Consider the following 16,212-nt stretch of genomic DNA (forward strand, 5'->3'; position numbering starts at 1 on the left):
CTTTGCCAGAGCGAAAATCACGAATAGTTTTCAACTCTTCGATTAGACTGACTGACATCCTCAACACCCCAAACATACGTTATTCAGGCATTGTAGTTTTTATACCTTGAACGAATTCTCCCTGGGGTGTAAAAGCTCTAAGGGATAGTACCTTTACTCTGGTTGGTAATACGCTGCTCTACACTCATCCAACGACAGAAAGTACAACTACCTGTTTAGAGTTTGACGTAAAAACAAAAGTCTCTATCCTCTCTTCAGATGCAGCCCTTACCCAGGTAAAGAAAGACTATCCAGATGACTGGTATGAGCGGCTATACCAAAATGCAGAATCAAAAAATGCGGCTGTCCGTATCAAGGCAAGACCGGTCACTAATAAGCATGGAGTCCTTGAAGAACGAGTTAGTTTATTGCGGCCCAATACCACCCTGATGAGCCGAGTTGATACCTTTGAAGTCTCAAACTGGGATCGATGAATGGAAGCAGGCGTGGGATACACAGGTGGCCAAGCTTCCCACCCATACAGAATCCAAAGGGTACCTGGTATCAGGTCTGCTTCTGCCTGTCTGGGACACCATGAGCTAGGAAGACCCCACGGTCTATAAGATTGAGCTTACTAACGGTGAGCGGGTCCTGGGCCGGATGATAGCGCCAGAATCGGTAGAGGAAATTACTAAAGCCATGGGGGTTAGTGCTGATATATCCCTGACTCCAGCTGAGGTGTATAACGCGGTGCTCAATGATGGCAGTCAGATTCCGCTTGGGAGTGGATATGCGCTAAAGCGGTCCATGGTAGAGCAGCAGTACCGAATTGAAGTGACCGGCAAAATAAGCGATGCCACTGCCAAGCTTCTTGAGCAGGCAGGGTGCCAGTATGAGCGGATACGGTGGGATGCTAGGTACTTTATCCCGGTGGATGATGAGGGAGTTATCGGTACTGAGGTCGTCGGAAATGTGATGGAGTTATTTGGACGGGGGAGTTAGGAGTAGGGGAGAGGGTGATCGCACCCCAAAGAAGAGGTGCGATCTCAAAACTGTTAGGCAGCAACCGGGGCCGTATTTTGGTAGAGCAGCCCATTGTCAGCGATGACGTCTAGCATGGCATCGCTGATGAGCGTTTCATGCAGGCTATCTCGATTTCCCTTTTTATTGATGCCAGGGATTGTTGGCTTTCCAAGTGGTTTATTAATCTTGTTAATATTACGGGCAATTTTCCGTAACTGTTCCTGACTCTTATCCTTAAGTGTGGCTTTCAGTTCCGCATAGTCAGGAGCTACTGCAACGGCTTCTGACGCTGGTATTGCCCTGACAGTGGCCATATCAATCGGAGTATCTGGTGCCATCACAATTTCAGGAGTGGCCGTCGGAGGAATGTCCTGTTGTTGACCACTACCAGCGATATAGGAAACGATTCGAGACCGATCCGTGTCTGGATTTGATTCAGTAGCCCTAACCTGCTCAAAGACGGCGTCTACATCAACAGGAGTACCTGCCCGGTTAAGCCGTTCAATCTCAGCCCGAGTCGCCTTGATGTCCATTCTCAGCTTGGTGGTTTCATTGAGAGATTCTTCGCTAAGCGTTTCAAGCGCTGCTCTTACGTCAGTCCGAGTAGTGACAGTGGTGTCATTCGCTAGCAATACCTGCTCAAGCTTAGCCTCAGCCTGCTCCTTGATGCCCTCGTGGGCCGTCTCAGCAAGAGCCTGTAGCTGTTCAAGTTGTTCTTGTGGGATAGCAACTATTTCCAATCGGGGATTTAGCAATATTCAAGTCCCTCACGAGTTCATCGTTTGCAGCCTTGGCAGCGACAGCATTACGAACAATCTGTACCCCTGATTTTGCCTCTGTTTTGACTGTCTCACGGATAGCTTTAGTTGTGTTATCCAGGGTTTCACCGAGACGACTCATGGTGCTTTTGGCCATTTTCCAGAGCGGTGTTTTCTGGACGGCTGCGGATGCTTCTGCGAGGTCTATATCGGGAGTTTCTATCTGTTTTAGGTGGCTAAGTTTCATACATATCTCTTTGAGTAGACTTAAATAGAACAATGTTTTATTTAAGAAGAGATTTTTAGTCAAACCTATATGGAGGAAAGAGTATGAAGCTTGAAAGTGTTAATTTGGGGTTATACTGATGAGTAGCCTGTCACTAAAAACAGTAGGCAGTGAATGTGCAAACGAAACAGTCTCCCCGCTTGTTCCGCACCTTAAACTACTCGGTTCTTCAGACTTAACTCCAGAGCATGTAGCCGTTCTGCAACAGAAAGTGGGTATTTCATGTCCAGATATTGTAGTTAAGCTCTACGAGGCGTGGTCTGAAGCGCAGTATGATATGTTCTCTCCTGATGATGGGGTGCGGATATTTATCGAGAATTATCGCGGTGCTTATGATTCACCTGCTGATTTTATTCACGATGAGCGGTATTCAGAGCAGGCGTTTCCAGATGTGAAAACCCAGTGTGAGCAGGACGCTACCAGAGCAGAGCTGGATGGTTGCTATCAGTTCATTGATGCTCCTGACCAGCATGGTGACATGGTTTATGTGTTTGACGGACCTGCTGTGTACGCGGAGCGGTAATAGCTTCTAGCTAAGTTCTTGGGACTGTAAGTTAGCTGATTTAATAAACTACCTAGAAATCTTCTAATTCTAGAATTTTACTAATTTTTGCTTTTTCCTCAGGCGTAATTTTTGTCAGATTCCAGCGCATTAGATTCTCACATGCTTGCTTCGCGAGGTTAACATCTTGATGGCCTGTAGGACCTTCGTAAAAAGCATCAATGATGTTGTGGGCAGCACCAATATTCTTAGGATCAAGAGTCATAGCAGCTTTAAAGTATTGAACCCCAGACTCATCAACCTCATGGTTGCGTTCGGATAAATACGGGCATGGTCCTGAAATTATAATGCCCAGCATATTGCATGCTTCCGCACGAATACAAGCCTCATTTTGTTCGTTTTCTGCTAATTTCTCGAATATTTCAAAAGCTGATTCATATTGGTTTTTTTCGAATAAATCTTCTGCTATGTTGAAGCTTGCGTTTCCATTAATATTCATCTGATGACATCTGGACACATCGCTCCCTTGAGTAGATACGCATTAGCTTATAGCTATCATGATCGATATCCTTACTCTTGATGGACTACCCCATTTTGACGGCTTCAAGTGTTTCAACCAAAGCCTTAAGCTCCTGAGGACTATGTTGGCCCTTAACTCGATTTGACGATCCATTAGGCTGCTAAAACTTTTTCTAAAGACCTATGTGAAGTAAGTAGTGCTTTCCTCGAGTAACTTTTTGGGCTTCCTTAGAAAGTCGATCAAGATTCTCTACTAGACGATCACGCTCAACATGTATCTTATAAAAGTCACCTTGAAATTGATTATCTGCGTTTATCAACGCAGGACCTGTTAACTCAAATGATTCAGGTGCCACAGCGAATAATTTTGTCCAACACTTGATTGCATTTTCCAATAGCAGTGCTCCATTCTGATTAACGATAGTACATCCGTCAAGAAATAAACCTGATGATTTCTTATATTGCATACCAGCAATATGGATGCTAGGTATCCAAGAGAGAGTGTCACTAATGTAACGCATGAAATCATCACGAAAATTAATGTTACTTTCATGTTGAAGGTAAGTGTAATATTCGTTGTACTTAACAGTTCCTTCTTCAAGGCAAATGAAGCTATGTTTCATGATCAACATTTGTAAGTAGACGATTGGATATATTTGTATTCTCTTAGCCTAGTGCCAAACTTCCCCAAATGAAACTATCTCATTATTGCCACCTATCCAAATATAGGTATCACCTATCACATACTCTCGTGTATTAGGCGTGGGGCCTGGAATAATTCGTGTCGGAGAGATTTTATTTGAAATAACTTTCTTTTTGAATCTTTCAGATATGTCAACATATTCTTGAGGGTCATGAGCACCAACGTATTTTCCATGGTTTCCATAATGATCAGCTATGTATCTCTCTCGTGATTTACTCTCTGGGGTAATCCATGAACCAGGATTAGTTATTTTCCCAGCTTCAGCATCAAACCCTCTTTGACTTGCTTCATCATCATCGAACTGTTCCCAAATGCTATCGCCGAGATTTATATCTAGAATAAAGTCTCTAGGGTCTATTTGAGGTATCGGAAACACATCTGCTAGACCATCTAATATATCGGCTAACCCTTCACAGAAACCACCACCTAGCAATCCATTTTCATTGAGCCCTTCTACATTGGTCCGAGGAGAAGCTGTATTATCAGGCAATCGAATGGGTGGACTCTGTGTACGTGCTCCCCAGTTAGGATCAAATTCTCGTGGGTCTACTGCTGTAATTGTTTTATTTGCATTAGCCCGACGGACACGATTATCACCATCAATATCTCCACGGTATCTTGGCGTTGGTTCACGATACCAGCTGTCATCATAGGTAGAGCCAGCATTGATAATATCTCCAGCCGCTATTAAAGCACCTACGGGGCCAAGAACTCGTGACCCCAAGGCTCCAACCTTGGATAAAACTTGTGTTCCTCCTCGTCGTAAAAGGCCAAAAGCGCCTTGTTGGACGATACGGGTGGCAATGTTACCGGAAGGGTCAGTAAAGTTTGTTGGGCTATTAAAGACATAGCGATAAACGTTCGCATCCCCCGCATCAAAGCCCAGTGGGTCTTCGCTGACAAATGTTCCAACAGCCGGGTCAAAATACCGTGCCCGGTAGTACATTAATCCAGTCTCATCATCCAACTCCCGCCCGGTATAGCCAAACCGGAAGTCGATATCAAGATTGGTCTCACTGGTAACCTGGCCAAAGCTGTCATAGGTAATGTGATTGAGCACCGTGCCCTGGTTATCAATCACATCTCGCACCGTACCCTGATGGTCCGTTAGTGCCCAACGGGTTTCGCCATCTGCAGTTTCTTCCGCTAGCACCTGATCAACCTGTGGCCCATGGAGATAGCGATGGGTTTGATTGCCCTCCCCATCAAATACCAGAGCAATGTGGTCACCGTCATAGACAAAGCGCTCTTCTGTGGGCGCTTCAGCCCCATCTCCATCCGCATCAACGACCTTAGCAATGCGTCGGTCATAGGCATCATAGGTATAGGCGGCTTCTGTCAGGACAGTGCCATCACTGTCTGTCGTCACTACCGCCGTCAGCCGATTCCGCTGGTCCCAGGTGTAGTCAGTAACCTCCCCAGTGGCAATCTCGATTCGCCGTGTACGATTGCCCTCGTTGTCATATTCGTAAGTATAGGTCCCATCCTCCAGAATACGGTTATGCTCTCCAGTAGTGGAGGTGGTGCGATTGCCAGTGGCGTCATAGTCATAGGCTTCATCCGTCTGATAGCTATGGTCCGTATTGGTCAGCTCATCTCGATTGTTATAGCCATAATCACTGGTGCCATCGGGAGTCACCAACTGGGTCAACCGATTCGCCGCGTCATAGCTCAATCCATAGTCGGCAATAACGCTGGTCTCTCGCTGATGGGTGAGATCGGTAAGACGCCCAGCGGCATCGTAGTCATAAACGGTTTCCGCCACAGACTGCGTACCAGCCAAATCACTATATCGACTCAGCCCCGTCATCTGACTGGCCGCGTCATAGGCCATATCCACCTGCTTCTGTGCCACCCCATGGCCACTTTGGGTAATCCGGGTCACCCGGTCCAGGGCATCGTAGCTAAAGGCTTCTGTGCCCGCCTGTACCCCATTGATCGCATCGTCCACCGAAGTGAGATTATTGACCGCATCATAACCATAGGTGAAGGTAACCTCCGGAACACCGGTTGTACCCACATTGCTAACCGAGGTGAGTCGCCCAGCGTCATCGTAGGCGTAGGTATAGTTGGCATCAGGATCGCTGAGAGATAATAGCTGGCTGGCCGCATCAAAGGTATAGTCAATCTCGCGTAGTGAATTGTTTTGCGCATCCACCCATTGCTCTTGAGTCTGCCGATTCAGAGCGTCGTAGGTAAAGACCGTCTCTCGCCCATTACGATCTTCCATCCCTGTCAGATTGCCCACCGCATCATACCGATAATGACGGGTGAGCGTCTCATTATCCACCGTAATTGAATCTGTTATCTGCCGGTTTAAGGCATCGTAGGCATAGGTTGTTTGATTTTGGGACGCATCGGTGAGGCTTAAGAGATTCCCCTCGGCGTCATAGGTCATAGCGGTTTCTGCACCAGTTGCATCGGTGATCACCGTCTGCCGATAGAGACTGTCGTAGGTGTATTGGACCGTATTTCCAAGAGCATCCATCAATGCAGTAAGATTGCCCACTGCATCATATCCACGGCTGGTGACTTGGCCCAGCGGATCCTGGACTTGGGTTAACCAATTCCGTGAATCATACTCAAAGCTCGTTGTGCGGCCTAGCTCATCGGTTGTCGCTATCACATTCCCCAGCGCATCGTACCGGCTGGTACTGATATCTCCCACCGCATTGATCCTGGATACTTGTCGGTTCAACTCATCGTAGCCATAGCGTGTGGTGCGTCCCAGGGCATCGGTGATGCGAGTTTGATTACCCACGGCGTCATAGCCAAAGGTAGTGCTGTGGTTCAGTGGGTCTGTGATTTGAACGAGTCTATTCAGGGCGTCATAGCCATAGCGTGTAGTGCGACCTAGCTCATCGGTGGTGCTCAGCCGATTACCGACATCATCGTAGGTGTAGCTAATAGTGCCACCCAGCGCATCAGTTGTTTCAGCGAGTCGATTCAGAGCATCGTACTGATACGCTGTTGTGTTGTTGCGTTCATCAGTTGAAGCGAGTCGATTACCCACCGCGTCATAGGAAAAAGCCTGGGTGCCACCCAGGGCATCCGTAATCTGAGTTAAGCGGTTGAGATCGTCATAGACATAGGTGTCTGAATTTCCTCGTCGATCCGTGAGCGCTACCAGATTATTGGTTGCATCGTACTGATACTGGGTGGTATGTCCGAGGGCATCCGTCTCTGTGATTAACCGATTGCGTTTGTCGTAGTCAAACTCAGTGCGATTGCCCAGCGCATCAATAGACGCAATCAGATTGTTGCTCTGGTCATAGTGGAATCGTGTGGTATTCCCTGCCGCGTCAGTGACCGCAATACGACGATTTCGACTGTCATAGTCATAGCGTGTCGTTTGACCCAGGGCATTGACCACCCGTACCAGGTTGCCGGACTCATCATAGGTATTTCGAGTCGTGCCACCATCGGCATCGGTCCACTCAAGCACCCGCCCTTTTTCGTCATAGACGTATGCTGTTTCATTATTGCGGGCATCAACGGTGCGCTGTAAATTGCCCGCTGCGTCATAGGCGAACTGAGTGATGGGAGCCGCGACTCCACTGGCCCCATTGGGATCTGCTTCAGTAATTTGAACAATACGGTTGAGAATATCATAGGCATATTCAGTGCGATTGCCATTGGCATCAATGACCGCAGTTTGATTCCCTGCCGCATCATATTCAAACTGTTGAATTGCCTCATCGTCTGTGCCAAGTGCAGCAGTAATCTGAATCAGATTGCCATAGAGATCATAGTCATAATCGGTTTCTCGTCCGAGGGCATCGAGCATCGTATCCAGCTGCCCTGAATTGGTGTAGGTGTAGCGGGTAATTACATCATCATTAGGACCGCTGCTGGCAGAATCCAGCTGCCCGACAACGCGAGTGGCTGTTATCCGATTTCCCTGGTCATCTAATTCATAGAGCGTTTGGCGTCCAAGTTCATCGGTTACTGATGTCAGCTGACTGAATGTCTCATCGTAGGTATAGCTACGTTCTCGCCCATTAGTAATAACAATTTCTTCATCTGGACGATTGAGAGCGACAAACAGTAGGCTTTCATCTCCCAACAAGATATCCAGGTCTCCATCGCCATCTACATCACCCACAGCGGTCCGAATATCATCACGGTTAAAGCGTGTTTGCAAGCTATCTGGCAATAGAATCTCACGGCTATCTGAGAATGTACCCTGACCATCATTCAATCGGATATTCAGAGTAGCAAGACCATTAGCGTTAGACCCTGGATCAGTGACATCCAGAATGTCAATGTCCCCATCTCCATCAAGATCGCCAATGGCAGATGCAGATGGAACAATGTCTTGAGCCATCCCAATCGTGTCAGTCAAGAATGAGCCAGTTCCTGTATTTAGGAAAATACCACTATCAGAATAGTCAGTTGCCCCATAGATATCGGGAGTATCATCGCCATTAAAATCAGCAATGCCGAGTACAGTTTTATCGGAGTAGCCTGCTTGGTAACGGCCTATTTCAGTAAAGGTGGTACCATCACCTGCACCTTGTAAAACAATGATCTCACTACCGCGTTCGGCAACAATATCAAGAATTGAGTCACCATTGATATCAACAGCGGTGGGGCTACGGAATGACGTCCCGCGCAGATACGTCCCTTCATCAAAGGAGCCATCCCCATTGTTGAGCTGAATCACCAGCCCACTACCGGACCCTTGATCAATGAAGTCAATGTCATCATCCCCATCTAGATCACCGACAGCGGCAGGTGTTGAATCTCCAACGTTGTAATACAGATCGAGAGGAAGTCCCTCACCAAAGGAGCCATCTCCACCGCCCAGTCTAAGATCTTGACCATTGAGACGATCAGGCTGGCCATCTCCATCAAAATCAGCTAAGATGACATCCCCAAAGAATAGTGAGTCCCCAACAGTCCTTGGGCTAAATACTCCCTCTCCATTACTCAATAACACCAGATTCTGGTCAAACGCGATATCAGCATTGCCATCACTATTGATATCCTGCACCAGTGATTGCTTTAATTCACCGGCTGATACCGCAATCGTAGACCAGTCTGAAAAATCAATGGAATTGTCAGACGTTGTTGTTGTTGTTGTAACGTCATCACCATCCACAATCGTCGTGACATTACCCTGCTCATCGTAGGTATAGGTCCAGGTGAGTTCAGTCGTAGATTCTCTCTGAGTAATTAGATTACGGCTATTGCGTGTGATGGAACCTGAGTCCCCTTCTCCATCCTCACGGACAATGATCTGACCAGCATTGTCTAACTGATAGCGAATGACATTTCCGTTCCCATCTCGATAAGTAGCTTGTCGCGTATCTTCAACGGCCACTAGGGTGGGTGCCTCAAGAATTGATGAGGTCGCTTCAGTGCTTAATAAGCCCAGGGTTTCAGACGCTTCTACCTGAATCACACTGCCATCTTTGGTAATAGCTTTGATAGCGCGACCGGCATTGTTGTACTCCGCAACTTCTTGATACCCACGTTTATCGGTTTCACCGGTCATATGGTGTCCGTCGTCATAGTTAAATTGACGTTGGCTGTCATCAGGATCGGTGATGCGGGTTAAATTACCGTCGGCATCATAGTCAAGTTGAGTGACGCGACCGGTGGGGTCCGTAATACTAGAGACCTTTCCTTGAGCGGTATAAGTGAACGTGGTAGCTAGTCCAACCGGATCGGTAATGGTGGTTAGTTGCCCTGCAGTACTGTAGGAATGCTGGGTGGTATTCCCCTGACGGTCTACAACAGAGATTAATCGGTTAGAGTCATCAAACTGATAGACAGTCTGGTCTTTTAAGATACGTTGAAAGGTGCCATCACTGAGCTGTACCAGCTCAGAAAAGTCTCCAGGAGGAGGACTGTACTGGCCGTTGCCCTGCGCTTCGAACAATAGTTCAGTACCATCGCCATCAATGAGAAGTACTGAGCCATCCCTATTGAGCACTAGATTTTGAACCCCGGCAATGCCCCAACCGCTACCCAATGCGCTATCCACAGTATTGACATGGATGATCTGGTTACGGCTTGTTAGGGAACTCCCCATGAACTGGAGCTGATTGTTGACAAGCTGTCGGGTATAAATTCCAGACCTTAAGTTGTAGTCATAGACGCCTGAATCAAAGGTACTCAAATCTGCCTGGAGTGCCGCTGTAACCGGTTCATCATTGTCTGGTAATCGCCAAAAATGCTCACCGCCATTGAGTCCTAGAGCATCTCCGTCATAGCCAGGTAGCTGATACGTAATGCCATTACCTTCGATGCTTAAGGACGCCACTAATCGAGGCGTGTTCCGCTCACTGAGGGGAACTAAGTTGTCGATATCCAGGTTTTCGTAGCTAAACTGAACAATGGGTCGAGGATCTGCACGTAGAGAATCGTAGACTAACTGCACACCTCTTGTCGTGCCTTGAGACTGGTAGGTCACCAGGTGATGGTCTTCGACGACACCGCCTGTACTCAAAGAAGCATTCGATGTTAACGGTGCCGTGGCTTCGCAGGTATGACAGCCATGATTGATACCCGGATAGAGATTAAAGAGAACAGACGGCGCGACGAATGGAGGTGGCACAAACATATGCCAGGAGCTATTACGAATACCGCCTTCAATGGTTTCAACCGATTGACCATCGTCGGTGACCCGTCCTTTACCGACAATTTCAAAATCACCCGTGGTGGGATTGATTGACCATAAATCCATCTCCACACCTGCTGCCCAGCCTGCCCGGTTGGGCAATGTTAGTTGCGCGGGCGTCTCAAAGGCCATTTCTCCTGGTTGAATAGTGACAACCAAATCAGGGGCAAGATTTTCCGGTAATACGGCAGGGGTTAAATCCGGTGGCACTTCAGAAATGGTGAGCTGCCCGTCAAATGGATTGCCTTCGCGGTCACTGAGCGCACCCGCCGTCACAAAGACTTCAGCACCAAGCGTGTCGTTGGTAACGGTGAGATTGCCCTGACTATCGGTGGTCTGCTGATTATTAGCAATATCGAGAGCAGGCAAATAGATAGGCCGCTCAATGACATTATTTACACCAGCATAGAGACTGTGCCCCAATACCAGATCAATCTTCTCTGCCACATAAGGAAACTCTTCTCCCGTGGAACTCTCATACTCAGTCCCGTAAAATTTCAGCGTGTCCGCTGCGCCTGCTGGACTAAAGGAGAGATCATGGCCCATAAACTGACTCCAGGCCAGCATAAAGCCAGTACCGCCCTGGGCATCAGGAATCGACTCCGTTTGAGCAAATAGGGCATTACTAATGTCCCGAGTATTGGGTCGATTCTCCCCAGCGACTGAGCGAATGCCATCACCATACTCTTGGGTATAGTTGACGCCCATCAAGTCCCCCGGTAGCCCCTGACCGGGCTGACCATGGCCACTGCCATCAATGGCCCCAAACTCGATCACCGTTGCACTAGCGACCGTGCCAGCAGCCTCCGGTGCCGTGGGTGCGCCCTGGTTGGAGAACACATAGTCCGACAAGGAGGTAATATCCGTATTGCGCTGAATCAAACTGGCCAGCGTCGTCCCGCGAATGTTGTCCAGTTCCGCCTGAGTAAACTGACCATTCTCATACCAGAAACGGTCCCCATCCCGCAGTCGCATAAACTGGTCAGCAATGATGGTCTGGAAGAGTTCACCCACCATGGCCCCTGGCACATGGTCTTCCGCCAAACCACCCACAATCACATCAATGTCATCAACGGTGCCATAGAGCTGCTCTAGCACGGCCTGCACTGCTGTATCGCTAGTAATCTCAGCAAAGCTGGTGACTGGAGCTAAGCCCATATCCATTCGTGCCTGGTTGTAGTCCGGTAGCCCCACATCCCGACCGCGCTCAATATCTACCGCCGCCAGGTCAATCCCGCCTGCCCCTGGAGGGCCAAACAAGGTATTACGCAGCTCATCAATGACCTTCGTATCAATCGCTTCAGCCGACTGAGCATAGAGACCGCGCAGGATGGCATCAATGCCGTACTGATGAATAATCTCGGGGTTAAAGGTACTTTCCCGTAACGAAACCGAGGGAAGCGCTTCCCCATTGTCATCCACCAACAGAAACTCACTAAAGCTCTGGGTATGGCCCATGCGAAATGCCGCTGCTGAGAACAAATGACTAATGGCCGGATCTGCCATCTCGTCATAGCCGGTGTAGGTCTCCAGGGTATCCGAGCCAATCAATAGCGGTAGATACTCACGGTAGGTAATATGCTGAATCTGCGCCGCCACCTGCTTTCTAGCCCGGTTATAAATCTCATCACCAGACAGATCCGGATTGGCCGATTGGATTTCTGTTGCCAATCGATTGTGTTCGCGCACAAAGACGGTATGCATAGCGGTGAGACCCATATTCTCATTGGCCCGCACATCGCCTGTCGCAAATAGGGTAGCCGGATCATTTAGACTGCGATTGCTGTTGGGTAAGGGGCCACCAGGAAAGAAGTCCGTATTGTTGAGAGGTAAGAGATTATTCTCCGAGACTTTGAGTTGGCCGGTGCCATCCAGTGTACGCAGCGCATCAGCGGTGCGCGTGTCATTGCCATAGACCATACTGGCATTCATGTAGGCACTAACCAGATTGGGATGGCGCAACGGATTGCTAATATCCGTGCCAGTGGTGCCATCAAAGGTGGTACGGCGCAGGTCAATCACCTGGGTGCCCGTAAAGAAGGGATCAAAGGCGCGATCACCAAAGGGAATATCAATGTCCAGCTCATCGGTGGGGAAGCTGGTGTCCGGAATGGTGAGAATAAAATAGCCCTCACTATCCGTCACCGTTTGCAGGCGACCCAGCTCAATAGGGAGATTAGCCAGAGGAGCCCCGTTGGTATCCAGCACCCGACCACTGATGCGAGTGGTCGTCACCGGATCTGGCACCACATTAAGCGTCACCGTCTGTTCCACTGATTCAGTGCCATCGGAGGCAATCACCGTAAAGCTGTAGAAGCCAATATCGTTGGGGGAGGGCTCAAAGGAAAGCGTACCGGTCCCATCCAACCGCCCGTTGGGTAGATCGATATCGGTGCGAAGCGAATAGGTAACGCGATCCCCATTGGGATCAACAGCATTGAGCGGAATCTCAATGCGCTGCCCTGGCATCACCTCAATCGGATCGATAGGCTCAAACACCGGAGCCTGATTCGGGCCGCCGACTAATACCTGGGGATTGAGAATCAGCTGCAACTGCTCCAGGTTGCTAACGGAAATCTCAACCGCATCCGATAGCGCCCCAGCCGCTAGTCCACCGGGACGAATTGCATGGTAGAGATTGACATAGGGATTACCATCACCATCGGTGCCTGACAGGGTTTCTAAACTCACCCCGTCCGGCAAGGCATCAAACACCACCACCGCCTGCCGACTAATGGAGGTATCGCCCGTATTGCGTAGCTGTAGCTGAGCCGTATAGTCCCCGGTCTCCGCATTAAACCGAATCTGACTAAAGACAGGCTCAATGGACGTACTGGCCAACAGAGTCTCAAGGGCCAACTCACCGCCCAAGGTCACCACCGTATCGGATATTTCAAACCGTAGGGCTTCCGTACCTTCGGGGTCCACCGTATTGGTCAACTGACTAATGTGAATGCGACTACCCGTATCACCATCTTGATTCAGCAGTTGAAAGACGAGGGTGCCCTCAGTTTCAGTGTCCAGGGCCATCAGATCAATTTCAACAAACTGCCCATCGTAGGTCACCAATCCGGGCGTAAAGTCAGCCGTGTCACCGGTTAACGAGAAGACTGGGGTACCGGGCGTGCCATTATCCAGCAGAGTTTGACCGGAATCTGTTGAGGAGACCAGATACACTGCCAAGGTATCGGAACTAACCGAAGTCTCATCAGTCGTATCAAAGTTCGCATCCACCGCAAGGCGAAGCATCCGACGGCCTTCCTCTTGTCCCAACGAGACCGGCAGCTGAGCCTGGGTAACAAAACTATTGCCCTCAGCCAAGAGAATTTCATCGTCTGTAGTAGCTGCAAAGCCAGTGGTCTCAGTCGCCCCAATCACAAAGTCACTGCCATCGACCTCAAAATCAATAATCTGTTCTGTGACATTGCCCGCCACATCATGAAAACGCACCGTAAGCTGATGGGCTCCATCTTCCAGTGGCAGGGCCTGAAGTGCCTGGTCCAGGGTATCAATGATTTCCACATCAACAGCCGTCCCGTCATCCAACGTGGTGCTCAGCGTACCCGCTTCACTGGTACGACCCAACAGATGAACGTTTGAACTGTGGGTACCCTCCACCAACGGACTCAGTAACACCACCTCAGCCGCTGTACGGTCCAGGGTCATCGAGACACGCACCGGCTCAGCCCCATTCCCCAACACATCTTCAGCAATGACCGCAATCTCATAGGAGCCATCAATCAGCGCACTCCCCACCAACGCTTCTAGGACCGTCTCATCCAATGTAAAGGAGCCATCGGGCTGTACCTGGTCTGTAATATCGAGATTGGTTTCACCAACGCTCACGGTGACACGGGCCAGATCACTCGCATCATTAACGGTACCCACCAGCGTCGGCGTCTGGGTAATGCCATCGGTGGCATCGCGTCCCGTATCCGACTGTAATGCCAGCGTTAGGACCGGTGCATCCCCATCGGTTTGGACCTTATCCGGTGTCAGATACCGATCATCATCGGCAGGTGTGACGTACCGGCCATTAATCTTCTGGTGCGACCCAAACTCAGTGGCTCCAATGCGAGAATCATCACTGAGGGTACGAATATCTACCCGTCCCATTGTGCTATCTGCAATCAGTCGTTCACTTCCATTAAGCGTTTCATCGTCAACCGGATCTAAGCCCGCTGCAATGACAGAATTGCTGACGGTGCCATTCACACCAATGCGCTTGAGCGTCCCCGCCTCAAAGGAATCATCACCTCCACCTAATCGGCCATCAGCCCCTAGATCGGCCCCCGCCAGAATGGCACTATCGATGACATCGCCCTTAATGTGAACACGATTAATCGTGTCAGCGGCAATGGTGCCTGAAAGGTTGCCTTTAAGATCAATCTTGTTGAGGTCTCCGTCCACATCCAGGGACCAATCCACCGCATCGTCCCCGAGTCTGAGCTTATCTGCTGAGCCTGCTTGCCAGGTGCCCGTAACGTCGCCATACACCTCGGCCTGCCCCAGATGGCCAGCAACGGAAACATCCGCATCGCTATCTCCCCGCACCCGCAGGTAGCGTAGCGAAGGAGCCACAATCTCATCAGCCTGCCCATCGATATCGGTCCAGCTATCCGACTTGACAAAGCCCAAGGCCGTCTGAGAAGACAGGGTAACATCATTGACCTCATCCAGCTCAATATGACGCACAGCGCCAATGGCATCATCGTGACCAATCTCCACCGTCTGGGGACCGATCCAATCGTCCATCTTGATTTCCCGGAGGCTACCGCTCACCGACAGTCCACCATAGAGATCCACCGATGTCGCCCGAATCCGATCTAAACTTCCGTTGACGCGAATCTGGCCCACGCGGGTATTGGCTTTGCCGTTAATAGAAAAACGAGACGATGCATCGGTGCCGTAAAGAATAATTTCACTAAAGTCAGAGCCACCAATAATCTCACCATAGCCCGGTCCTCTAAGCGAAAAGAGCGTTTCCTTACCCCGGCTATCGGTTACCCGTAGCGGCACATTGTGGCCATAGCCCGGAATATTGCCAAACTGCCACACCACTTGTCTGGGTGCCGACTCCACCGCAATATTGTTAAGCGGGTTCGCATCCCATTGACCATTTTCGGCATTAGCAACCACAAAGACCTGATAGTCACCAGCACTGACGTCCTTGGGGAGGTTAACCTTAAGCGAAAACTCTCGCGATTGATTTTCCTTAAGAGAGAGTTTTTTCAGGATAGTCTGACCAATCTCAATCGCTGCATCGTGATTATCAATCGGTGCAGCATAGGCGGTCAGGGTAACCTTATCTCTAAGGTTAGAGCCCCCTTGATTAGACAACGTTACCTTCAGTTTGCCGGTGGCCCCTGGAACGAGACGATCCTTAAGACCAACCGACTGGAGCGTCGTCGTCAGGTCAGGCAGTCCTGCCTCTGTAGCAGCTTGAGTCGCCGCAAAAAAGGCTTGAAGTGCAGACGACTGACCCGTTAGAGGATCAACGCCGGACGAAAACCGAGAAGTGTTGTTCGAGAGAAATGGTGATGACAACAATGAAGAGACTATAGACTCGTCCCCTAACAGATTGCTGCTATCGTTTAACTCACTCAGTAATAGCGCTTCACTAATACCCAGTCCAGACCATTGGCCACTGTTACCAACACCGTTAAATCCACTGCTGTCAAACGGATTTAATACCTAAGTTTTGCCCAAATTAATGGCGACTTGCTCTGAGGAGAGAAGGGTTTCCAGCCCCCGTATCCAAGGTCTGACCAGAGAATCCGCTGCATTGATTAGAATTTCAATTAAGTACCCCTG

At 49.5% G+C, this 16,212-nt stretch carries 7 protein-coding genes; 2 read left to right on the plus strand and 5 right to left on the minus strand.

What is annotated here, in order from left to right:
• The first annotated feature begins 639 nt into the window (after nucleotides 1–639).
• Nucleotides 640–981 (plus strand): hypothetical protein, encoded by a 342-nt coding sequence (locus QGP82_RS25575; protein ID WP_490795092.1) that lies wholly within the window; start codon nucleotides 640–642, stop codon nucleotides 979–981.
• 53 nt (nucleotides 982–1,034) lie between these two features.
• On the opposite strand, the gene QGP82_RS25580 is transcribed toward QGP82_RS25575, so the two are convergent.
• Nucleotides 1,035–1,757 carry a hypothetical protein gene (locus QGP82_RS25580; protein WP_490795091.1) on the minus strand — a complete coding sequence of 241 codons (723 nt, stop codon included), beginning with the start codon at nucleotides 1,755–1,757 and terminating at the stop codon, nucleotides 1,035–1,037.
• Nucleotides 1,708–2,007: a hypothetical protein gene (locus QGP82_RS25585; protein ID WP_499061426.1), complete on the minus strand. Its 300-nt coding sequence runs from the start codon at nucleotides 2,005–2,007 to the stop codon at nucleotides 1,708–1,710. The genes QGP82_RS25580 and QGP82_RS25585 overlap by 50 nt, the downstream gene beginning before the upstream one ends.
• Before the next feature lie 118 nt (nucleotides 2,008–2,125).
• Here QGP82_RS25585 and QGP82_RS25590 point away from each other — a divergent pair, with 118 nt between their 5' ends.
• The gene (locus QGP82_RS25590) at nucleotides 2,126–2,569 is read left to right on the plus strand and encodes a hypothetical protein (RefSeq protein WP_499061427.1); all 444 of its coding nucleotides are present in this window, start codon (nucleotides 2,126–2,128) and stop codon (nucleotides 2,567–2,569) included.
• Nucleotides 2,570–2,621: 52 nt separating this feature from the next.
• Here QGP82_RS25590 and QGP82_RS25595 read toward each other — a convergent pair whose 3' ends face one another.
• The 3 genes from QGP82_RS25595 to QGP82_RS25605 form a co-directional block, all read right to left on the minus strand.
• Nucleotides 2,622–3,047: a hypothetical protein gene (locus QGP82_RS25595; protein ID WP_499061428.1), complete on the minus strand. Its 426-nt coding sequence runs from the start codon at nucleotides 3,045–3,047 to the stop codon at nucleotides 2,622–2,624.
• Between the two features lie 193 nt (nucleotides 3,048–3,240).
• The gene (locus QGP82_RS25600; RefSeq protein WP_499061429.1) at nucleotides 3,241–3,690 is read right to left on the minus strand and encodes a hypothetical protein; all 450 of its coding nucleotides are present in this window, start codon (nucleotides 3,688–3,690) and stop codon (nucleotides 3,241–3,243) included.
• A 48-nt stretch (nucleotides 3,691–3,738) separates the two neighbouring features.
• On the minus strand, nucleotides 3,739–15,945 hold the full coding sequence (locus tag QGP82_RS25605) for a peroxidase family protein (protein ID WP_499061430.1): 12,207 nt from the start codon (nucleotides 15,943–15,945) through the stop codon (nucleotides 3,739–3,741).
• Between the last annotated feature and the right edge of the window lie 267 nt (nucleotides 15,946–16,212).

The organism is Leptothoe sp. LEGE 181152 (genome assembly GCF_032906605.1).
GTDB lineage: Bacteria > Cyanobacteriota > Cyanobacteriia > Phormidesmidales > Phormidesmidaceae > Leptothoe > Leptothoe turfae.